Source organism: Pseudomonas sp. NA-150, assembly GCF_044336365.1.
In the GTDB taxonomy this organism is placed as follows: Bacteria; Pseudomonadota; Gammaproteobacteria; order Pseudomonadales; family Pseudomonadaceae; genus Aquipseudomonas.
In genome coordinates, this window is the sequence record NZ_CP172305.1 from 6,083,627 (window position 1) to 6,103,261 (window position 19,635).

The following is a 19,635-nucleotide window of genomic DNA, read 5'->3' on the forward strand; positions in this document are numbered from 1 at the left end:
CCATCGCAGGCAAGCCAGCTCCTACAGGACCGAGGCGGCCCAGGCACTAATTCCGAATTAAGGATCGCCATGAAGATTTCCAGACAAGCCTACGCCGACATGTTCGGCCCCACCGTCGGCGACCGCGTGCGGCTGGCGGATACCGAGTTGTGGATCGAAGTCGAGAAAGACTTCACGACCTACGGTGAAGAAGTGAAATTCGGCGGTGGCAAGGTCATCCGCGACGGCATGGGCCAAGGCCAATTGAACGCTGCCGACGTGGTCGACACCTTGATCACCAATGCGCTGATCATCGACCACTGGGGCATCGTCAAAGCCGACGTCGGCCTGAAGAACGGGCGCATCGCTGGCATCGGCAAAGCCGGCAACCCGGACATCCAGCCTGACGTGACCATCGCCATCGGCGCGGCCACCGAAGTCATCGCCGGCGAAGGCATGATTCTGACGGCGGGCGGCGTCGATACCCACATTCACTTCATCTGCCCACAGCAGATCGAAGAGGCATTGATGAGTGGCGTGACCACCATGATCGGCGGTGGCACCGGCCCGGCCACGGGCACCAACGCCACCACCGTCACCCCCGGCCCGTGGCACCTCGCGCGCATGCTGCAAGCCGCCGACGCCTTTCCAATGAACATCGGCCTGACTGGCAAGGGCAACGTCAGCCTGCCCGAGCCGTTGATCGAGCAAGTCAAAGCCGGCGCCATCGGCCTGAAACTGCACGAAGACTGGGGTACCACGCCAGCGGCCATCGACAATTGCCTGAGCGTCGCCGATCAGTACGACGTGCAGGTGGCGATCCACACCGACACCCTCAACGAATCCGGTTTCGTCGAAACCACCCTGGCCGCATTCAAGGGCCGCACCATCCATACCTACCACACCGAAGGTGCGGGCGGCGGCCATGCGCCGGACATCATCAAGGCCTGCGGTTTCCCTAACGTATTGCCAAGCTCGACCAACCCGACTCGGCCGTTCACCAAGAACACCATCGACGAACACCTGGACATGCTGATGGTCTGCCATCACCTCGATCCAAGCATCGCCGAAGACGTGGCCTTTGCTGAAAGCCGCATCCGCCGCGAGACAATCGCCGCCGAAGATATCCTGCATGACCTCGGCGCGTTCTCGATGATCAGCTCCGACAGCCAGGCCATGGGCCGCGTCGGCGAAGTGATCATGCGCACCTGGCAGACCGCCGACAAAATGAAGAAACAACGCGGCCCGCTGCCGGAAGACGGCGCTGGCAATGACAACTTCCGCGCCAAACGCTACATCGCCAAATACACCATCAACCCGGCGATCACCCACGGCATCAGCCACGAAGTGGGCTCAGTCGAAGTGGGTAAATGGGCTGATCTGGTGCTGTGGCGCCCGGCATTCTTTGGCGTAAAACCGAGCCTGATCCTCAAAGGTGGCGCCATTGCCGCCAGCCTGATGGGCGACGCCAACGCCTCAATTCCAACCCCGCAACCGGTGCACTACCGCCCGATGTTCGCCAGCTACGGCGGCTCGCTGCACGCCACCAGCCTGACGTTCATCAGCCAGGCCGCACTGGATGCCGGCATCCCGGAATCCCTCGGCCTGAAGAAAAAAATCGCTGTGGTCAAAGGCTGTCGCAACGTGAAGAAAACCGACCTGATCCACAACGATTACCTGCCCAACATCGACGTCGATCCGCAGACCTATCAGGTCAAGGCCGATGGCGTGCTGTTGTGGTGCGAGCCAGCTGAAGTGCTGCCGATGGCGCAACGGTACTTTTTGTTTTGACCCGACTTCGTAGCAGTCCGGCTTTTCGGCGATGGCGACGATATGTGCGCCATCGCCAGCAAGCCGGACTGCTACGGAGACTTATTGCACGACAGCGCGGGTCAAAGACCTGACAGAAACGTTTTCCCTTTGTCGAGCACTGCAAGTTGTTGCAACGTGTCATTGATCGCGTCCAGCATCCCCAAATCTTCAGGGGTTGCCCGCTTACTCATCACGCGACGCACTGCCATGTAAAAGCCCAGCTTGCCGCACGACATCTCGTCACCCTCGGAGCGCTTCTGGCTGATGATCTTTCCAGCCGCGAGGTTGATTTGTTCTTCTACGAATGCATTCAGGCTTTCTGCTGACATGATCGGACTCCTTTCCGTTCGATCCGTACAAGTGTGTACGCCATCAACGTATCCCTGCGCCTCGATACCGTCTACTGTCAGAAATGACAGGTACCCCGCCAAACGTACACGAACATCAACGTTTTTTAGCCCTGACAAAGGCGCTACGGCGCTACTATGCTGAAAGTCCTTTCCTCCCGCTGTTCCAGCAAGGTTGCCGGTCATGCGTTTATCCGAGTTCATCGTTCAGCACATAGATCGCATTGTCGATGAATGGGAGAAATTCGCCAAAACCATCAAACCCGCCGCCGACACGCTGAGTCGCGCCGAGCTGCGCGACCATGCCAAGTCGATTCTCATGGCTGCGGCGCGGGACATGAACACGGCGCAGAGCAAAGCCGAGCAGGCGGCCAAAGCCAAAGGCGAAGGCCCGGAAAAGACCCCAACCCTGGATCAGGCCGCCGCCAGTCATGGCGAGATGCGGCATACCGTCGGTTTTGATCTGGTGCAGATGACCTCGGAGTTTCGCCATCTGCGCGCCTGTGTCATTCGCCTTTGGGTCGAAAGCCTGGAGTCGCCTGAGTTGGCGTATTTTCAGGACATGATTCGCTTCAACGAAGCCATCGACGAAGCACTGGCCGAATCCACCGCAGCGTATGCCGAGCAAGTGGCCCGCTCGCGGGATATTTTCCTGGCAATTCTCGGCCATGACCTGCGTGCGCCGTTGCAAGCAGTGACGATGTCCACTGAGTTGCTGGTCAGAAAGGTCGGCCTTGATGCTGCGGCGCTGTCCTACATTGCCCGGATCAAGGGCGGCACACGGCACATGGGGGGCATGGTCAGGGACCTGCTGGAGTTCGTCCGCAGTCGTCTTGGCACCAGTTTGCCAATCGAGCGCAAACCCATGGACCTCGCCATCGCCTGCCGCGAAGCCATTGAAGCTGCCTGCGCCGGGCAGCCTGATTGCAATCCCAACGTTGCGATCACAGGCGACACCCACGGCGCATGGGACCGGGGCCGAATCGACCAACTGCTGCAAAACCTGATTGGCAATGCGCTACAACATGGCGCGAGCAGTCACGAGGTCAATCTGAGTCTGAGCGGCAATAAACAGGAAGTAACGCTGGTGGTGCATAACCATGGGGAGCCGATTGCCGAAGATGCCATCGGCACGATTTTCGACCCCTTGGTGCGTAGCGCCAGCGAAGAACTCGGTCAACCGTCGACCAGCCTTGGCCTGGGTCTGTTCATCGTCAAGGAAGTGGTGAACGCGCATCAGGGCAGTATTACCGTGACGTCGAATATCGATGATGGGACCACGTTTACCGTGGTATTGCCGAAGATCTAAAGATTTTCATCATACTGTAGGAGCTGGCTTGCCTGCGATCGGCTTGACGCGGGTCGTCAGAAACACCGCCATCGCGGCGGTGCGGCAATCCGACAAGCCCGCTCCTGCATTCAATCTAAAAACCGCGACAACCGCTGCCTGAGCATCCGGTTCTCGGCGCGCAGCGTTTCAACCTCGTCCAATAGCTCCAGCGCCAACGCCACGCCCTGCCATTCCAATTCAAGGTCTCGCTGCAACTTCGCAGCTTTGCGCGCCACGGCCAGGGCATGGGCGTCAAACAGCCAGTTATCTGGCTGCAGCCCCTGAGGTTGGAGGATGCCGTGTTCGACGATTTCGATCACGAAGGCGGCCGGCATATCGGTCACCTGACAGAATTCCTTCATATCCAGCTCTACGATCAGGGTGCTGCTCATGGTCATTTACTCCATTGGGCTCTCGGATCAAAAGCGGCCTTTTCAGCCAGGCTTTCCCACAGCGCCTTGGCGGCGTCGGTGGTGGTCTTGGGCATGACGATTTTCAACTGGGCAAACAGGTCGCCACGCTCACCTTTCTTGTCCAGCAAGCCGTTGCCCTTGATGCGCAAGCGCTGGCCGCTCTGGCTGTCCGGACGAATGGTCAGATTGATCTTGCCCGTCAGGGTCGGCACAGCGACTTTAGCGCCCAATGCCGCTTCCCACGGGGCCAGCGGCACGGTGATGATCAGGTCATGACCTTCGACATCGAACAGCGGGTGCGGTGCCAGGCGAATGACCAGGTACAGGTCGCCGTTTTCGCCGCCACCGACGCCCGGCGAGCCCTGGCCTTTGAGGCGAATGCGCTCGCCATCAGTCACGCCGGCCGGAATTTTCACGTTCAGAGTCTTGGTGATGTCGGGCAGGCGTTGGCCGTCCGCACTGTTCTGCGCGACTTTGAAGCTGACCTGCTTCGACTCGTTCGCCAGGGTTTCTTCAAGGAAAATCGGCAGTTCCATTTCTACATCCTGTCCACGACGACCGGCGCTGCGCGTGCGGCCTTGATTAGTGCGACCACCGAAGATCGAACTGAAAAAATCCGAGAAGTCACCGTTCTCGCCACCACCAAAACCACCGAAACCGCCCGACGGTTGCCCACGGCTTTGCCAGCCGGGAGGTCCCTGGAACGGTCGGCCCTGTTGGCCGTACTTGCGCAGTTCATCGTATTCCGAGCGTTTTTCCGGGCTTTTGAGTACTTCATAGGCCTCGGAGGCCTCTTTAAATTTGTCCTCCGCGCCCTTTTCCTTGCTAACGTCCGGGTGATACTTGCGGGCCAACTTGCGGTACGCGGCCTTGATCGCCTTGTCATCCGCCGTCGGCTCTACCCCAAGAATCTTGTAATAGTCTTTGAAGTCCATGAAACGATCACCATCCCCAATTATCCAGCTCAGCCTCGAAAGGCCCTTGCTCAGCGCGTAGCATGCTCTTATTCAGATTTAACTGCACCTAACCGACGTTTCGCCCTACGCATCTGCGATGCACTGACTTACACTGCGCGGCCGTTTTTTTGCCCGGATTATGAGACACATGAAAAACGAATCTCCAGCCCGTGCCTGTGGTATCGACTTCGGCACGTCCAATTCCACTGTCGGCTGGCTGCGCCCAGGCATGGAATCGCTCATCGCGCTGGAGGACGACAAGATCACCTTGCCGTCGGTCGTCTTCTTCAACATGGAAGAACGCCGCCCGGTGTACGGCCGCCTGGCGCTGCACGAGTACCTGGAAGGCTATGAAGGCCGCCTGATGCGCTCGCTGAAAAGCCTGCTGGGCTCCAAGCTGATCAAACACGACACCAGCGTCCTGGGCACGGCCATGCCGTTCAAGGACCTGCTGGGGCTGTTCATCGGTGAGTTGAAGAAGCGTGCCGAGGCGACCGCCGGTCGTGAATTCGAAGAAGTGGTACTCGGTCGGCCGGTGCATTTCGTCGATGACGACATCACTGCCGATCAAGAAGCCGAAGACACCCTGGAGGAAGTCGCGCGCAAGATCGGCTTCAAGGAAGTGTCGTTCCAGTACGAACCCATCGCTGCCGCTTTCGACTACGAGTCGACCATTGAACGCGAAGAGCTGGTGCTGATCGTCGACATCGGCGGTGGTACGTCAGACTTCTCCCTGGTGCGCCTGTCACCGGACCGTCGTTTCTACGATGACCGCCACGACGACATCCTCGCCACCGGCGGTGTACACATCGGCGGTACCGATTTCGACAAGCAACTCAGCCTGCAAGGCGTGATGCCGCTGTTCGGTTACGGCAGCCGGATGAAGAGCCAGGCCTACATGCCGACCAGCCACCACATGAACCTGGCGACCTGGCACACGATCAACTCGGTGTATTCGCAGAAATCGCAGTTGGCGCTGGGCAGCATGCGTTACGACATTATGGACACCGCCGGCATCGATCGCTTGTTCAAGCTAATCGAACAGCGCGCCGGGCACTGGTTGGCGATGGAAGTGGAAGAAACCAAGATCCAGCTGACCCATGCCGAGAACCGTCATCTGCCGATGGATCGAATCGAACCGGGCTTGAGCGTGGACCTGAGCCGTGCGCTGTTCGAATCCGCCATCGACAATTTGCTGGAGCGGGTACGCGGCAGTGTTTCCAAACTGCTGGACGATGCGCAGGTGCGCGTGGAGCAGGTAGATACGGTGTTCTTCACCGGCGGTTCAAGTGGCATTCCGGCGCTGCGTAACAGCGTTTCGGCGATGCTGCCTAATGCGCGTCATGTGGAAGGTAATATCTTCGGCAGCATTGGCAGTGGTCTGGCAATCGAAGCCAAGAAGCGTTACGGCTAATCTGCATCTCCCTGTAGGAGCGGGCTTGCCCGCTCCTACAGAGGTCTAGGTGCCGCTACACCAACCCCGCCTTACGCAGTTCACTCTTCAAATACGCATAATAAATCGGCCCGGCCACCACGCCCGGTATGCCGAAGGCCGCTTCGAAGACCAGCATCGCCAGCAGCAACTCCCACGACTTGGCATTGATCTGCCCACCGACGATCCGCGCATTGAGGAAATACTCGAGCTTGTGGATCAGGATCAGGTAACCCAATGCCGCCACCGCCACCCAGATCGACAACGACAGGCCGATGATGAAGATCAGCGTGTTGGACATCAGGTTGCCGACCACTGGGAGCAGGCCCAGCAGGAAGGTCAGGGTGATCATGGTTTTGGTCAGCGGCAGATGAATCCCGCACAACGGCATGATCACCAACAGGAAGATCGACGTGAACGCAGTGTTCAGCAGCGCAATCTTGACCTGGGCGAAGACGATGTTGCGAAACGCTTCGCTCAACAGCGCCAAACGCTCGAACAATGCAGCCGACAGCGGTTTGCGTTTCTGCGCGTCGCCTACTTTCTGCAAGGCAACGATGGCGCCCAGCACCATGCCGATCAACAGCGTCACGAAGGTGTGTGCCGCGCCTTTGCCGAGCAGTTGCAGTTCGTCGACGTGGGATTTAGTCCAGGCGCCCAGCGAGGCGCGGAATTCGTCGGCGGTGGCCGGCAGGTAGTTGTCGATGAACGGCGGCAGTTGCCCGCGGGCCTTGTCCAACACGGTCATGAACTTGCCCACGAACGCGCCGGGGTTTTCCGCTTCATGCAGCAGAAAGCTGATGGCCCCGGCAAACAGCAACGCCAACACGCTGACCACCAACGTGCCCAGCAACGCCACGGCCAACCAGCGCGCGCGCTCGCCGGCGATCAATAATTGCAGCTTGGGGGTAAGCATATTGACCAGTTGAAACACCAGCAAACCGGCCAGCAGACTCGGTAAAAGCTGAAGCGGCAAGGCCAGTAACAGGCCTCCACAAATAATGATCAAACTGGCCAACAACACGTGACGCGGAGAAAACGTTGGCATGACAGCCTCAGAACAACAGCGCGAAGAAAAGGTGGGCAGTCTGCCAGCGTTCGGGGTTGAGAACCAGTGCTCCGAAGGGGCTAGCGACGATCAACCGATGGAGCCGGCGACAGCACCTGGAATCTTCGGCCGCCGTCGCAGAATCCTGAGTGCAGACTACTCATACTTCGTCGTCGCAACGGGGCGGATCAGTTCTTGAGGCATTTGCTCATGAAAGCATTGCGCTCATCTTTGGTCAGGCCCTTCGACTTAGGATCTGCATTGCAGTCCTGCATTTTTTTCTGCTGCGGGGTGAGTTGCTTCTCCGGCGTCGCCGCCGCAGCCGGCGTGGCTTTGAGGCATTTACTCATGAAAGCATTGTGCGCATCTTTCGTCAGACCCTTGGACTGAGGGTCGGCATTGCAGGCTTTCATTTTGTCTTGTTGCGCCTGTTGCGCAGGCGTGGCGGCAAAACCTTGGGCACACATCAAAAGCCCGATCACCAACAAAGGAACACGCAGCATTTTCATGGTCACTCTCCTGAGTTACCGCACTGGGCAGTGCGACTGGGGTGAAGTGTAGCCAACGCCTGCTTTTGTGTTTCTGCGTGTGACAAGCATTCCTCAGCCTTTCCTGGCCTGCCGTCGATACTGTTCCGGCGTGCATCCGGCCAGCCGTTGGAACATTGAAATGAACGCCGACGAGCTGCTGTAGCCCATGTCGAACGCCACCTCTTGCACCGAAAGTTTGCCCTCCAGCGCCTCGATGGAGGCCATGAAACGCAGGCGTTGACGCCATTCGCCAAAGCTCATGCCCAGTTCCCGCACGCACTGCCGCGCGAGGGTGCGCTCGCTGACGTGCACCTGTTTCGCCCACTCGACCAGCGGGCGGTTATCGCCGGGATCAGCCTGCAACCCTTGCAACACCGAGAGCAGTCCCTGGCTCTGCGCGTAAGGCAGGTAGCGTGTCTGCACCCGCGCCAGGCGCATCTGGTCCACCAGCACTTGTGCCAGGCGGATATCTGATTCTTGCTCAGGGACCTTAACGTCGCGTTCGGCGAAATCATTCAGAATCGCCTTGAGAATTTCGCTGATCACCAACGTACAAGGTTCGGCCGGCAAACTGGTGCAGTGCTCCAGAGACAGGTACAACGAACGGTAAATGACCGCCTGGCGATTGTAGGCACTGTGCTCCATGTGCGGCGGGATCCACACCGCGTATTGCGGCGGCGAAAGAAATCTCTGTCCGGCGACTTCCAGTTCCATCAGCCCATGCGACACAAAGTTGAGCTGCCCCCAGGCATGCTGATGGGCGGCGCTATGGCTGTCGGCGCCGAACTCGTCATGACGCAGGTACACCGGGGACGGCAACTCGGGGAAATCAGGTGTGGTCAGGATCTCGGTGGTCATGCTGTCCGTCATCAAAGGAGGGTTGTCTGAAACTAAGTATAGCCTTCGAACCAGACAGGCAGATAATTCAACTTCATTCTGCTCTGGTCACCGTCATGCAATACCTGTTTCCGCTACTGACCATCCTGATCTGGGCCGGCAATACCGTGGTCAACAAACTGGCGGTGGGCCTGATATTTCCCGCCGAGATCGGCTTCTACCGCTGGTTGCTGGCGGGCATTCTGTTCACACCGTTCGTGCTGCGTCCGGTGCTGGCGAATTGGGCAATGATCCGCCCTGAGCTGTGGAAGATTTCGATCCTCGGCGTGCTCGGGATGGCGATCTACCAAAGCCTGGCCTATTTCGCTGCGCCGCTGACCACCGCCACCAACATGGGCATCTTTCTGTCGTTGCTGCCGATGATGGCGCTGGCGATGTCGATTATCAGCCTGGGCCAGCGCCTGACCGCCGGCGCGCTGGTGGGTGCCGTGGTGTCATTTTGTGGCGTGCTGGTAGTGGTGTCGGCCGGGAGTTTCAACGCTTTGCTCACCCATGGCCTGAACATTGGCGATGCGATGATGCTGTTGGCCACCGTGGCTTACGCGATCTACAACGTGCTGCTGAAGAAGTGGCAACTGCGCGTGCCACCCCTGCAGTTGCTGTATTTGCAGGTGCTGGTGGCCGTGGTCGTGCTGGCGCCGCTGTTCATCCTCTCGCCCAAGGCCGGGCTTGGCCTGAGCAATGTGCCGCTGATTCTGTACGCGTGCATCCCGACCTCGATGCTGGCGCCGTTGATGTGGATGCATTCGATCAATCATCTGGGGCCGAGCCGCACGACGCTGTTTTTCAACCTGCTGCCGATTTTCACCGCGCTGATCGCCGCCGCCGTGCTGGGCGAACACCTGGCGCTGTATCACCTGCTGGGCGGCGCGCTGACCTTGGGTGGGGTGATTCTTGCCGAACGCTGGACCACGCCGTTGGGTCGCCTGCGCAATGCGTTATAAACCCGCCGCCTTCAACCGCGCGGCATGCTCGACGAACAAGCGCACCGGGTCCGCACCTTTGCCCAGCAAACCCAGTGACTGATTGACGATGTCGAAATGATCCAGCGGATAGTCATCGCCAATCACCGTTCCCAAGTGCGAGCTGAAGCGTCCGACCATGCCGTCGCACTGCCCGGCTTCGCGGATAAACGAGCGCGCAAACAATCGGCAGGTCCGATTGGACCCGTCGAAACGATTGAACCCGCGATCCGTAAGACCCGGCTGCAAAGTGCCGGACCAGGAGTAATAACGCACGCCGTTGACCAGCTCAGCGCCCTGCCCGCCCCACGTGTCGGGTAAACCTTGCGGGTAGCTGCGGTTGAACAACGCCACGCCCTCGGTGGTCAGCGATTGATGCGACGCATCGAGGTCCACCGGTAGCCTGGGTCCGCGATAACCGGTTTCCAACAGCACCATCAACTTCGCGATCCCGCGCACGATCATATTGACCACACGCCCTTTGAAACTGTCCTTGGTGTAGTGACGCTCCAGATGGTCCGCCAATTCCGAACCATGGTTGGGCCCAGCGACCGAAGTCACCGACGCCACCAGATCCGGGCGTTTGGCGGCGACATAACGGCTGGTCAGGGCGCCTTGGCTGTGGCCGATCAGGTTGACTCTGGCGGCGCCGGTCTCACGCAGAATCTGCTCGATCAACAGCAACAACTGTTCGCCGCGCACCTCCGTCGAGTTGACCGGCGACACCATCACCGGAAACACCTTCGCGCCGCCGTGGCGCAGCCGCTTGACGATGCCAAACCAATACGGATATAGCACCAACCGAACAAACCCGAGCATCCCGGGGACCATCACCAACGGGTAACGCGTGGCGAGTTCTTGCGTCATAAAAGCGGCATCCTTGAACGGTATCGGTCGTTGCACAATGCGGTGCCGACAGTCTCGCGCCTGAATGAGCGTAGCAAGATGACAACGGCCCGATTCAATAAAACTTTCTCGAGGCTCATCACTCACAACTAATGACCGATCGCGCCAACGTCTACATCGAACGCCTTGCAGAGCGCGACGGAAAACCGTGTGAGTCCTGGAGATTGAAGATGAGCAATGTTCAGCAACTATCAGATGTGAACACCCTGCGCCAACGGGCGCGCCAGCATGTCGAAAACGGCGCGGTGACCGAAGGCTACAGCGCCGACCGGGAAGCCGTGTTGCGGTTACTCAACGCCTCGCTGGCCACCGAACTGGTGTGCGTGCTGCGTTACAAACGCCACTACTACATGGCCACGGGATTGAAGGCCGCCGTCGCCGCCACCGAGTTCAAGGAGCACGCCTCCCAGGAAGCGCAGCACGCCGACAAACTGGCCGAGCGCATCGTGCAGTTAGGCGGCGAGCCGGAATTCAACCCCGACACCCTGTCGAAAAATTCCCACGCGCAGTACGTTGCTGGCAACACGCTCAAGGAAATGGTCTACGAAGACCTGGTCGCCGAACGCATCGCCATCGACAGTTATCGGGAAATCATTCAATACATCGGCGAACAAGACCCGACAACGCGGCGGATCTTCGAAGAGATTCTGGCGCAGGAAGAAGAGCATGCCGATGACATGGCGGATTTGCTGAAGGATTTGTAAAAGCTCACCTCTGTAAGTGTAGGAGTCTGTAAGTGTAGGAGCGGGCTTGCCCGCGATCAGATTGATGCGGTGCGCCAGATAAATCGCCATCGCGGGCAAGCCCGCTCCTACAGTTTTCTACGCTAACTTTATTTCACCGCCTTCGGCGCCTTGCCTTCCTTCATCTGCGCCAACAGCGGCGCGCATTGGTTTGGCACGTCGCCGCTCGGTGCCACCAGTGCCAGCAGCCCGGCAGCGGGTGCCGCCACCACCGCCAGCGCGACCATCCCGGCGCCGCGCAACAGCAAGGGGCCTGATTGCACGCCGGCGTCAGGCTTGGCGTAGGTGCCTTTTACATATAGCGGCGAGCGCAGGGACAGCAGGCGGAAGCCTTTGGACTCAGGGGTGACCGCCAAATCCAGCTGTTCAGTGCGCAAGTTGGTGGTGCCGGTGATGTAGACGATGGCGTTCTCGGTATCGAACACAAACAGCTTAGAGGTCGCCAGACCATCCTTGATCCCGAGATCGGCGGCGGCGCAGTTGATCTTCACCTCCTTGTCGCCGAAGAGTTTGCCGTACACGTAGTTACCCACGTTAAGCCCGGCGATTTCCATCAGGTCGCGACTGATCGCGCCATCGTTGACCAACATCTTCACTTCGCCATTGGAGGATCCCAACAGCGCCGCCACCGAGTTGCCACGGCCACTGATGTCTGCGTCGCCATTCAATTCACCAAAGCTGGTTTTCATTGGCTCGAAGGTGGGGAACAACTGCTTGAGCTTAAAGTTGCGCGCCGCCAATTTGGCCCGCCCGTCCATCGGTGTAGTGCGCCCATCCAGATGCACGTCGGCGTCGAGTTTGCCGCCGGCCACGCCAAAGCGCAGCGGTTGCAGGCTCAATTGGCCGTCGTCGAGGATCACGTGGGTATACAGGTCGGTGAACGGCAGCTTGGCGCTCTGCACGATTTTCTTGCCAGTGAACTCGACGTCTGCGTCCATGACGCGCCAGCGCTCGGTGTGGAACTCCTCGACGGGCAGCACTTTGCCCGCCGGCTGCGTGGTACCGCCGCCGCGTTGCCGCTTCGACGCGTTGGAGTCAGCACCGATCAAGGGCGCAAGGTCAGCGAACAACAACTGATTGGACACCAGCGCCCCCGTCAGCTTTGGCCGCGGCACACTGGCGACATAAGCAAGATCACCGTGGATGTCACTGTTGCCGATCTTGCCGTTAAAGCCTTCATAGCGAAACGTCGCCCCGCCCGCCTCGTGCAGTTTGGCAATCAGCCGGCCGTCCGTGGTGTAAGCCGGCGAGTCCGGCAGGGTCACCCCGGTCAACGGGTACAGACTGCCCAAGCCGCTGCCGGCGAGCTTCAAGTGCAGGTCCAGCGCACCGAGATTTTCCGGATCGGTGAGGGTGCCCGCCACGCTGATCCGGGTATCGCCCACCTGGATATCGGCCTGCACCGGGAACGGTTGCACGCTGTCCTTGAGGGCCAGCAGACCGCCCACCTTGCCGTTGCCATTGAGGTTCAGCCCCTGATATTGACCTTTAGCGGTCAGACCGAACGCGTAGTCCTGAGGTGAGGTGCCCTTGGCTTGCTCCTTCTTTGCCTGCTCGCCACCGACGATGTCACTGAACGGAATCGGTTTGCCCAAGGGGTCGATGACCAGGTTCAATTGGGTTTTCAACTTTTGATCGTTGAAGCTGACCAGGCCTTTGTCGAAACCAATGGCGCCGATGTCCAGCACCCACTTCGATGGCGGGGCTTCGGGGTCGGATTTGGGCAGGTCAAAAATCCAGTTGGCGCGGCCATCCGCCAAGCGCTCGAGTTTGGCATCCGGGCCGGTCAGGTCGATTCTCGGGATCACCACCTGCTCCACCAGCAATGGCAAGGGCGACAGGCGGAACTCGACGCGCTTGAGGGTGACCATGTGCGGGTTTTTCGACCAGTCGGGGTTGCCCAACGTCAGGTCGTCGGCGATGAAATGCGGCCACGGCACCCAGGCACGCCAGCCGCCCAGGTCCGGCTCACGCTGCCACTGCACGGCCAGGTTTCCGTTGATCGCGAAGGGGCGATGCAAGGCGTCGGAGACTTTCTCGTTGAGCGTCGGCTTGACCCGATTCCAGTCGAAGGTGGCGATCACCACCACCAAAATGGCCAGCAGCACCACCAGCGTGGCGCCAATCCAGGTAAATAATTTGCTGCTGCGCGTCATTGCACGGCTCCCCAGGGTCTGTACGAAAAGCCGGCAACGGGCCCGACCTGTGCGCGGGCGCGCTCATATTCCGCTTTGTGGTTCGACTGGAAAAAGCGCTGCGGGTTTGGTCTTTGAGTGAAATTAGCTGAATCCGCCGCGGTGGCATCGACATGAGCGCGCTCTTTTGAAGGGCAAGGTTACTGAAAACTCACCAAATCAGGGCAAACCCATTTCGCCGCAGGCCTTGTTTCACGGGGCTTATAGCGCCAAATCAATTTCATTGATTGTTACAATTACTTTTACGAACTTTTATATCGACAAGTTAGGAGTAGGATGCGCGCCACTAAATTTTAAATGCCCTTCCGAGGAGCGACCGATCATGAAACGCCAATTGCTGCTTAGCTTGACTCTTTCCCTGCTGGCCTCCACTGCCTTCGCCATGCCAGCCAGCGAGCAAGCTGTTTCTGCCGAGGCAAAAACCAGTGCAGCGCTACACGACACCTTGGCCGAAGGCGGGTCCGACCGCGCCAACGCCCAGCACCAGCGCGTTGCCGATAGCGGCGCATCGCACCTGGTTCAGCAATACCAGCGCGTCGCACAAGACGGCGCTGAGTATGTGAACGCCCAACACGCTCGCGGCTAACACTGCGTCAGCGTCAAAAAGCCCGGTAGCTGCTACCGGGCTTTTTCATTTCAGCGTCTTACGCCAAAAACAGCACCGTCTTACAGGCGACGCTGTGTTCCCCTTGGCAAAAGTCGGTTCGACGCACGGGAAGCGCTTTTGTTAGAGTGCCGCGCAGTCCCCTTTCAGATATCTGCCAGCCCATGCTGCTTCGCGCCGAACAGAAACAACAAACCCGTCACGCTCTGCTCGACGCTGCGCGCAGCTTGATGGCAAGCGGCCGGGGATTCGGCAGCCTGAGTTTGCGCGAAGTGGCGAAAACCGCCGGCATCGTGCCGACTGGCTTCTACCGACACTTTGCCGACATGGACCAATTGGGCCTGGCGTTGGTCTGTGAGGTGGGTCAGACGTTTCGCCAGACCATTCGCCTGGTGCGCCACAACAAGAGTGTCAAAGGCGGAATCATCGATGAGTCGGTGAAAATCTTCCTCGAAGTGGTGTCCGCCAACCGTTCGCAATTCCTGTTTCTGGCCCGCGAACAGTACGGCGGCTCGCTGTCGGTGCGGCAGGCCTTGGGCGCTTTGCGTGAAGGCATCAGCACCGACCTGGCGACCGACCTGGCGAACATGCCGAACCTCAAGCACTTGGGGCCGGACGATCTGTCGGTGATGGCCGACCTGGTGGTGAAGAGCGTGTTTGCCATGCTGCCTGAACTGATCGATCCACCCGCGGAAAACCTCGCCGAACACCTGACGCCACGAGCGAAAATCACTCAGCAACTGCGCTTTATCTTCATTGGTGCGAATCACTGGAAGGGTTTGGGCAGTACGGAGTGACCCAAATTGGTGCCTATGCCTCGTCATCGCACCACAATCGAACTATCGCCCGCCCTGTTTCCAAGCATCTCCTGCGTCTGTAGGCGCATTCCCACGTTGGCAAGCCCCTTGCTCTGACTAGAGCATCGCAACGAGTGGGAAGCTTACTAATGTTGGTGATTCATCGAAGAATCGAACCGCAAGCCACCTGGGCTGCCGAGTTGCACCTGATTTTCGAGGCCCGCAGCAAAAGTCGCCTGCGCTGCTTCAGCGCGGAAGGCGAGGACGTCGGGCTGTTTCTCGAACGCGGTCAACCGCCGCTGCACGATGGCGAATTCCTGCAGGCCGAAGACGGGCGCATCGTGCGTGTGTGTGCCCGCCCCGAGTCGCTGATGCATGTCACGTGCAGTAGCGCTTTTGAGCTGACCCGCGCCGCCTATCACCTGGGCAACCGTCACGTTGCGCTACAGGTGGGCGACGGCTGGCTGCGCTTGCTCGACGACTACGTGCTCAAGGCCATGCTCGATCAGCTCGGCGCCACCACCGAAGCCATCGAAGCGCCCTTCCAGCCCGAGCACGGCGCGTATGGCGGCGGTCACCACCACTCCCGCGCGGGCGAAGAGGACTTCAACTACCCGCCGCGCCTGCACCAGTTTGGTGTGCGCACGTGAATAACGCCTGGGCGCTGCTGCGGTTGGCCAGTCCACAGTTGCCGATTGGCGGCTATAGCTACTCGCAAGGCCTGGAAATGGCGGTCGAGCAGGCACTGGTCACCGATCCCAAGAGCGCCGGGCGTTGGATCGCCGATCAATTATTGCTCAACCTGTCGCGCTTCGAAGCGCCGCTGCTGGTGGCCCATTGCACCGCTGCCGCCGAAGAGAATTGGGGGCAACTGCTGCAATTGAGCCAGGAACACCGCGCCAGCCGCGAGACCCGCGAGCTGTATCAGGAAAGCCGGCAGATGGGCTATTCCCTGCAACAACTGCTCAATGGTTTGCCGGAGCTGGACCCACCTGCCCGCGCGTTTCTTCAACAACTGCCGGAACTGCATCTGGCGCTGGGCTGGGCGTTGGCTGCCCGCGCCTGGCACATCAGCCCGCAGGACGCACTGGCTGCCTGGTTATGGAGTTGGCTGGAGAACCAACTGGCGGTGCTGATGAAGACCTTGCCCTTGGGCCAGCAAGCCGCGCAACGGCTGACCAGCGAGCTGCTGCCGCTCCTGCAACAAGCACAGCAACAGGCTACAACTATCGATCCACAGCATTACGGCAGCGCCGCCTTTGGTCTATCACTGGCGAGCATGGCCCATGAACGTCAATACAGCCGATTGTTTCGGTCCTGATTCGCTCAATAAAAAGCTCAATGGAGACTCTTATGAACAGCCAACCTCTGCGTGTCGGCATCGGTGGCCCGGTCGGATCCGGCAAGACCGCGCTGACCCTGGCCCTGTGCCTGGCCCTACGCGAGCGCTATAACCTGGCGGTGGTGACCAACGATATCTACACCCGCGAAGACGCCGATTTTCTGGTGCGCAACGAAGCCTTGGCGCCGGAGCGAATCATCGGCGTCGAAACCGGCGGCTGCCCGCACACGGCGATTCGCGAAGATGCCTCGATCAACCTCGAAGCGGTGGATCAGCTAAACCGTCGCTTTCCCGGGTTGGACTTGATCATTGTCGAATCTGGCGGCGATAACCTGTCCGCGACGTTCAGCCCTGAACTGTCGGACCTGACGATCTACGTGATCGATGTCTCGGCTGGCGACAAACTGCCACGCAAAGGTGGGCCGGGGATCTGCAAGTCGGATTTGCTGGTGATCAACAAGATCGACCTGGCGCCGATGGTCGGTGCATCGCTGGAGATGATGGACCGCGACACCAAGAAGATGCGTGGGGATAAGCCGTTTGTGTTCAGTAATCAGAAGACCGGCGTGGGCCTGGAGCAGATCATTGCCTTCATCGAGCGGCAAGGGTTGTTGATCGAGGCGGCATAAATCACACCTCGACCTCTGTAGGAGCCAACTTGTTGGCGAGCAAATTGACGCGGTCTGACTGACACATCGCCTCGCGAACAAGTTCGCTCCTACAGGCTAATAGTTTGACGCGGTGTGTCTGACCCAACGTTGCGTTACCATGTCACGCAAACGCCCTTGCCGTGACGCCAGCCGATGCCCGATGTTTCCAGCTCTGCCTCCAAGCCTGAATTGACCACCGTGTTCGCTGCCCTGCAGCTGCATTTCCACGAGGTGATCGTGCCGCTCTGGCAGGGTCCCGGCTGGAATGCCGAACTGGCGTTGCCCTACGAAGCGGTGGATATCTCGCATCAGCCGCTGCCACCCCAGCGTTATCGGGCGATGGCCTGCGCGCGGCAGCTGTATTTGTTTTCCAGCTTGATCGATCAGCCGTTCGCCCCTGAGGCGAAAGATCATGCGGCGGCGTTGTTTCGTTCCCTGCAACGGCATTTCCACGATGCCGAGCACGGCGGCTGGTTCTACAGCATTGACCCAAGCGGATCGCCGCTGGATCGCCGCAAAGACCTGTACACCCACGCATTCATCATCTTCGCCTGCGCTCATTACTGGGCCAAAGTCCGCGAGCCGTTGGTGGAGTCGGTGCTCAATGCCGCACTGGAAGTCGTCGTCGAACGTTTTGCCGATGGCAGCGGGCTGTATGAAGCCTGCCTCGATCAAGACTGGTCGTCCCTCGATACCGGCCCACTGCAAAACCCGTTGATGCACCTGGCTGAAGCCTTCCTCGCCACCTTGTCGGTACGCGAAGACCTGGCCACCGAGGCCGAGCTGATGCAGTTGGTTGCAGGTATGCAACAGCGCTTCATCGAACCGGAGCGCGGGGTGATGCTGGAGAAGCCGCTGGGCGCTGTGGATAACTGGTTCGAGCCGGGGCATCAGTTCGAATGGTTCTTCCTGCTCGACGCCTCGCCCCTGCTGCGCGACTGTGCACTGCATCTGTCAGTGACCCGTGCGTTTGAGTACACCGAGCAGGTCGGCGTCGACCCACACACGGGTGCGGTCAAGGCGATGCTGGAAGTCGATGGCAGTGTGCGCGACGGCACTCAGAGAATCTGGGCACAGGCGGAGTACCTGCGGGCACTGACCTTGCGGCCAGACAGCGAAGCGACGTTGGCGCGGCAGCTGAACGCGTTGCAACAGCGCTTTATGCATGACGCCGGCTGGAATGAATGCCTGGACGATCAGGGCAAGGTCAGCCGCAGCGACATGCCGTCAACCACGCCTTATCACCTGGCGACCTGCTACAGCGGGTTGGCTGAGTATTTCGACGAGATTTAGATCGCTATCGCGGGCAAGCCCGCTCCTACAAGGTTTATGTCATCCATGTAGGAGCGGGCTTGCCCGCGATCCAGACGATGCGGTTTAACTGATCAGCCGCGCGTACGGTCGATCGCAAATCCCGCCCAGGTCTGGCTCACTGGCATCATTTCCAGGCTGTTGATGTTGACGTGGGCCGGGGTGTTCATCAGCCAGAAGATGGTGTCGGCGATGTCCTGCGGCTGAATCGCCTCGGCACCCGCGTAGGTTGCGTCGTACTTCGCCTTGTCACCACCGAAACGCACCAGCGAGAACTCGCTTTCGCACAGGCCTGGCTCCAGGTTGCTCACGCGCACACCGGTACCGATCAGATCATTGCGCAGGTTCAGCGAGAACTGTCCTACGAACGCCTTGGTGCCGCCGTACACGTTACCGCCCGGGTACGGGTAGTTGCCCGCCACCGAACCGAGGTTGACGATGCTGGCGCCACGGCCGTAAGCGATCAGGCGCGACAACAGCAAACGGGTGGTGTAGACCAGCCCTTTGACGTTGGTGTCGATCATGGTGTCCCAGTCATCCAGATCGCACTTGGGCGCAGGATCGATGCCCAGCGCCAGGCCGGCGTTGTTGATCAAGCCACGAATCTTGGCGAACTCCGCCGGCAGACCTTCGATAGCGCTCTCCATGGCCGCACGGTCGCGTACATCCAGCGTCAGCGTGTGGACCTTGGTCTGCTTGGACAACTCGGCGCTCAGCGCCTGCAAGCGGTCTTCACGGCGACCTGTCAGCACCAGCGACCAGCCCGCCTCGGCAAATTTACGCGCACACGCTTCGCCGAAACCGGAAGTAGCGCCAGTAATGAACACGGTGGAAGTCATTTCTTTCTCCTGATTGGCTAGGAACCAGCGCAGCCATTAGTACGATTAGGGAAACAGGCCAGCAGAATGCCCGCCCAGATGGGTTGGCAGCAAGCTTGGGGGAGATTTATGTTGTCTGACAAGTGAGTGGCATACACAAATGCGTCGTGCCTGATATACCGCGCCGCTCCATTCGCCAACACGTTGGCGAAGGCGGCCTGGCAGACGCAAGCGTTCTTTCAGAACTGTACAAAAAACGTACTACCACAGCAAAGCCACGGCCACTCTGGCCTGCACTCAGTTTCCCCCACCTTATCCACAGCCAGGCCCACAATATCCGGGGGCAACTTCAAAACGGTTCAGACCAGTGATTCCGGGCGCTTTGGCGGGATTTAGAGGTTTTTTACTTGACCTTGCGACCTCCCTCTGTCGGAGGTTGACACCTGCCCAATTTCAACTATGGGCCCGATGCCAGCAACGGCGGCCCTTTGCCGAACCTTTCCAGTGCTTGCCCACAGACTTATCCACAGGTTCAGTGGATAAATTAACTGTATGAACGTACA

General features: G+C 59.4%; 20 protein-coding genes. 11 read left to right on the top strand and 9 right to left on the bottom strand.

Features of this window, described 5'->3' with window-relative positions; translation table 11 throughout:
• The first annotated feature begins 69 nt into the window (after nt 1–69).
• Nucleotides 70–1,770 carry an urease subunit alpha gene (gene ureC / locus ACF0H7_RS28500; protein ID WP_397450136.1) on the top strand — a complete coding sequence of 567 codons (1,701 nt, stop codon included), beginning with the start codon at nt 70–72 and terminating at the stop codon, nt 1,768–1,770.
• A gap of 101 nt (nt 1,771–1,871) precedes the next feature.
• On the opposite strand, the gene ACF0H7_RS28505 is transcribed toward ureC, so the two are convergent.
• A complete protein-coding gene (locus tag ACF0H7_RS28505) occupies nt 1,872–2,120 on the bottom strand; it encodes a hypothetical protein (RefSeq protein ID WP_397450137.1) in 249 nt (82 codons plus the stop codon).
• A gap of 202 nt (nt 2,121–2,322) precedes the next feature.
• Between ACF0H7_RS28505 and ACF0H7_RS28510 the strand changes: the two genes are divergently transcribed.
• A complete protein-coding gene (locus ACF0H7_RS28510; RefSeq protein ID WP_397450138.1) occupies nt 2,323–3,447 on the top strand; it encodes a sensor histidine kinase in 1,125 nt (374 codons plus the stop codon).
• Between the two features lie 110 nt (nt 3,448–3,557).
• On the opposite strand, the gene ACF0H7_RS28515 is transcribed toward ACF0H7_RS28510, so the two are convergent.
• Both ACF0H7_RS28515 and cbpA read right to left on the bottom strand, forming a co-directional pair.
• Complete coding sequence (locus ACF0H7_RS28515; protein ID WP_397450139.1) at nt 3,558–3,860, bottom strand: chaperone modulator CbpM; 303 nt, start codon at nt 3,858–3,860, stop codon at nt 3,558–3,560.
• Between the two features lie 2 nt (nt 3,861–3,862).
• Nucleotides 3,863–4,816, bottom strand: coding sequence for a curved DNA-binding protein (cbpA, locus tag ACF0H7_RS28520; RefSeq protein ID WP_397450140.1), 954 nt, complete (start codon nt 4,814–4,816; stop codon nt 3,863–3,865).
• 169 nt (nt 4,817–4,985) lie between these two features.
• Between cbpA and ACF0H7_RS28525 the strand changes: the two genes are divergently transcribed.
• Nucleotides 4,986–6,251, top strand: a complete 1,266-nt coding sequence (locus ACF0H7_RS28525) for an Hsp70 family protein (protein WP_397450141.1) — start codon at nt 4,986–4,988, stop codon at nt 6,249–6,251.
• Between the two features lie 55 nt (nt 6,252–6,306).
• Here ACF0H7_RS28525 and ACF0H7_RS28530 read toward each other — a convergent pair whose 3' ends face one another.
• The 3 genes from ACF0H7_RS28530 to ACF0H7_RS28540 all read right to left on the bottom strand — a co-directional run bounded on the left by ACF0H7_RS28530 (nt 6,307) and on the right by ACF0H7_RS28540 (nt 8,705).
• Nucleotides 6,307–7,317: an AI-2E family transporter gene (locus ACF0H7_RS28530; RefSeq protein WP_397450142.1), complete on the bottom strand. Its 1,011-nt coding sequence runs from the start codon at nt 7,315–7,317 to the stop codon at nt 6,307–6,309.
• A gap of 188 nt (nt 7,318–7,505) precedes the next feature.
• On the bottom strand, nt 7,506–7,826 hold the full coding sequence (locus ACF0H7_RS28535; RefSeq protein ID WP_397450143.1) for a PsiF family protein: 321 nt from the start codon (nt 7,824–7,826) through the stop codon (nt 7,506–7,508).
• 93 nt (nt 7,827–7,919) lie between these two features.
• A complete protein-coding gene (locus tag ACF0H7_RS28540) occupies nt 7,920–8,705 on the bottom strand; it encodes an AraC family transcriptional regulator (RefSeq protein ID WP_397450144.1) in 786 nt (261 codons plus the stop codon).
• 95 nt (nt 8,706–8,800) lie between these two features.
• Between ACF0H7_RS28540 and ACF0H7_RS28545 the strand changes: the two genes are divergently transcribed.
• Nucleotides 8,801–9,688: a DMT family transporter gene (locus ACF0H7_RS28545; RefSeq protein WP_397450145.1), complete on the top strand. Its 888-nt coding sequence runs from the start codon at nt 8,801–8,803 to the stop codon at nt 9,686–9,688.
• Here ACF0H7_RS28545 and ACF0H7_RS28550 read toward each other — a convergent pair.
• Entirely contained in the window at nt 9,683–10,573 is an 891-nt protein-coding gene (locus ACF0H7_RS28550; RefSeq protein ID WP_397450146.1) for a lipase family alpha/beta hydrolase, read from the bottom strand. The two genes, ACF0H7_RS28545 and ACF0H7_RS28550, sit on opposite strands and share 6 nt — an antisense overlap.
• A 209-nt stretch (nt 10,574–10,782) precedes the next feature.
• Between ACF0H7_RS28550 and ACF0H7_RS28555 the strand changes: the two genes are divergently transcribed.
• Nucleotides 10,783–11,316, top strand: coding sequence for a bacterioferritin (locus ACF0H7_RS28555; protein WP_397450147.1), 534 nt, complete (start codon nt 10,783–10,785; stop codon nt 11,314–11,316).
• Between the two features lie 128 nt (nt 11,317–11,444).
• Here ACF0H7_RS28555 and ACF0H7_RS28560 read toward each other — a convergent pair whose 3' ends face one another.
• Nucleotides 11,445–13,511 (bottom strand): AsmA family protein, encoded by a 2,067-nt coding sequence (locus ACF0H7_RS28560; RefSeq protein WP_397450148.1) that lies wholly within the window; start codon nt 13,509–13,511, stop codon nt 11,445–11,447.
• 361 nt (nt 13,512–13,872) lie between these two features.
• Between ACF0H7_RS28560 and ACF0H7_RS28565 the strand changes: the two genes are divergently transcribed.
• The 6 genes from ACF0H7_RS28565 to ACF0H7_RS28590 all read left to right on the top strand — a co-directional run bounded on the left by ACF0H7_RS28565 (nt 13,873) and on the right by ACF0H7_RS28590 (nt 18,236).
• On the top strand, nt 13,873–14,136 hold the full coding sequence (locus ACF0H7_RS28565) for a hypothetical protein (RefSeq protein ID WP_397450149.1): 264 nt from the start codon (nt 13,873–13,875) through the stop codon (nt 14,134–14,136).
• 182 nt (nt 14,137–14,318) lie between these two features.
• The gene (locus tag ACF0H7_RS28570; protein ID WP_397450150.1) at nt 14,319–14,951 is read left to right on the top strand and encodes a TetR family transcriptional regulator; all 633 of its coding nucleotides are present in this window, start codon (nt 14,319–14,321) and stop codon (nt 14,949–14,951) included.
• Between the two features lie 149 nt (nt 14,952–15,100).
• The gene (gene ureE / locus ACF0H7_RS28575) at nt 15,101–15,601 is read left to right on the top strand and encodes an urease accessory protein UreE (protein WP_397450151.1); all 501 of its coding nucleotides are present in this window, start codon (nt 15,101–15,103) and stop codon (nt 15,599–15,601) included.
• A complete protein-coding gene (locus tag ACF0H7_RS28580; RefSeq protein WP_397450152.1) occupies nt 15,598–16,272 on the top strand; it encodes an urease accessory protein UreF in 675 nt (224 codons plus the stop codon). Before ureE ends, ACF0H7_RS28580 begins: the two co-directional genes overlap by 4 nt.
• Before the next feature lie 32 nt (nt 16,273–16,304).
• Entirely contained in the window at nt 16,305–16,922 is a 618-nt protein-coding gene (ureG, locus tag ACF0H7_RS28585; protein ID WP_397450153.1) for an urease accessory protein UreG, read from the top strand.
• 174 nt (nt 16,923–17,096) lie between these two features.
• Complete coding sequence (locus ACF0H7_RS28590; RefSeq protein ID WP_397450154.1) at nt 17,097–18,236, top strand: AGE family epimerase/isomerase; 1,140 nt, start codon at nt 17,097–17,099, stop codon at nt 18,234–18,236.
• A gap of 92 nt (nt 18,237–18,328) precedes the next feature.
• Here the strand turns inward: ACF0H7_RS28590 and ACF0H7_RS28595 are convergent, their stop codons facing one another.
• Nucleotides 18,329–19,093 carry an SDR family oxidoreductase gene (locus ACF0H7_RS28595; RefSeq protein WP_397450155.1) on the bottom strand — a complete coding sequence of 255 codons (765 nt, stop codon included), beginning with the start codon at nt 19,091–19,093 and terminating at the stop codon, nt 18,329–18,331.
• Nucleotides 19,094–19,635 lie beyond the last annotated feature (542 nt).

Bases quoted from the DNA above. Each gene is read 5' to 3' on its own strand.
- ureC (WP_397450136.1), top strand. From the start codon at position 70: ATGAAGATTTCCAGACAAGCCTACGCCGACATGTTCGGCCCCACCGTC.
- ACF0H7_RS28505 (WP_397450137.1), bottom strand. From the start codon at position 2,120: ATGTCAGCAGAAAGCCTGAATGCATTCGTAGAAGAACAAATCAACCTC.
- ACF0H7_RS28510 (WP_397450138.1), top strand. From the start codon at position 2,323: ATGCGTTTATCCGAGTTCATCGTTCAGCACATAGATCGCATTGTCGAT.
- ACF0H7_RS28515 (WP_397450139.1), bottom strand. From the start codon at position 3,860: ATGAGCAGCACCCTGATCGTAGAGCTGGATATGAAGGAATTCTGTCAG.
- cbpA (WP_397450140.1), bottom strand. From the start codon at position 4,816: ATGGACTTCAAAGACTATTACAAGATTCTTGGGGTAGAGCCGACGGCG.
- ACF0H7_RS28525 (WP_397450141.1), top strand. From the start codon at position 4,986: ATGAAAAACGAATCTCCAGCCCGTGCCTGTGGTATCGACTTCGGCACG.
- ACF0H7_RS28530 (WP_397450142.1), bottom strand. From the start codon at position 7,317: ATGCCAACGTTTTCTCCGCGTCACGTGTTGTTGGCCAGTTTGATCATT.
- ACF0H7_RS28535 (WP_397450143.1), bottom strand. From the start codon at position 7,826: ATGAAAATGCTGCGTGTTCCTTTGTTGGTGATCGGGCTTTTGATGTGT.
- ACF0H7_RS28540 (WP_397450144.1), bottom strand. From the start codon at position 8,705: ATGACCACCGAGATCCTGACCACACCTGATTTCCCCGAGTTGCCGTCC.
- ACF0H7_RS28545 (WP_397450145.1), top strand. From the start codon at position 8,801: ATGCAATACCTGTTTCCGCTACTGACCATCCTGATCTGGGCCGGCAAT.
- ACF0H7_RS28550 (WP_397450146.1), bottom strand. From the start codon at position 10,573: ATGACGCAAGAACTCGCCACGCGTTACCCGTTGGTGATGGTCCCCGGG.
- ACF0H7_RS28555 (WP_397450147.1), top strand. From the start codon at position 10,783: ATGAGCAATGTTCAGCAACTATCAGATGTGAACACCCTGCGCCAACGG.
- ACF0H7_RS28560 (WP_397450148.1), bottom strand. From the start codon at position 13,511: ATGACGCGCAGCAGCAAATTATTTACCTGGATTGGCGCCACGCTGGTG.
- ACF0H7_RS28565 (WP_397450149.1), top strand. From the start codon at position 13,873: ATGAAACGCCAATTGCTGCTTAGCTTGACTCTTTCCCTGCTGGCCTCC.
- ACF0H7_RS28570 (WP_397450150.1), top strand. From the start codon at position 14,319: ATGCTGCTTCGCGCCGAACAGAAACAACAAACCCGTCACGCTCTGCTC.
- ureE (WP_397450151.1), top strand. From the start codon at position 15,101: ATGTTGGTGATTCATCGAAGAATCGAACCGCAAGCCACCTGGGCTGCC.
- ureG (WP_397450153.1), top strand. From the start codon at position 16,305: ATGAACAGCCAACCTCTGCGTGTCGGCATCGGTGGCCCGGTCGGATCC.
- ACF0H7_RS28590 (WP_397450154.1), top strand. From the start codon at position 17,097: ATGCCCGATGTTTCCAGCTCTGCCTCCAAGCCTGAATTGACCACCGTG.
- ACF0H7_RS28595 (WP_397450155.1), bottom strand. From the start codon at position 19,093: ATGACTTCCACCGTGTTCATTACTGGCGCTACTTCCGGTTTCGGCGAA.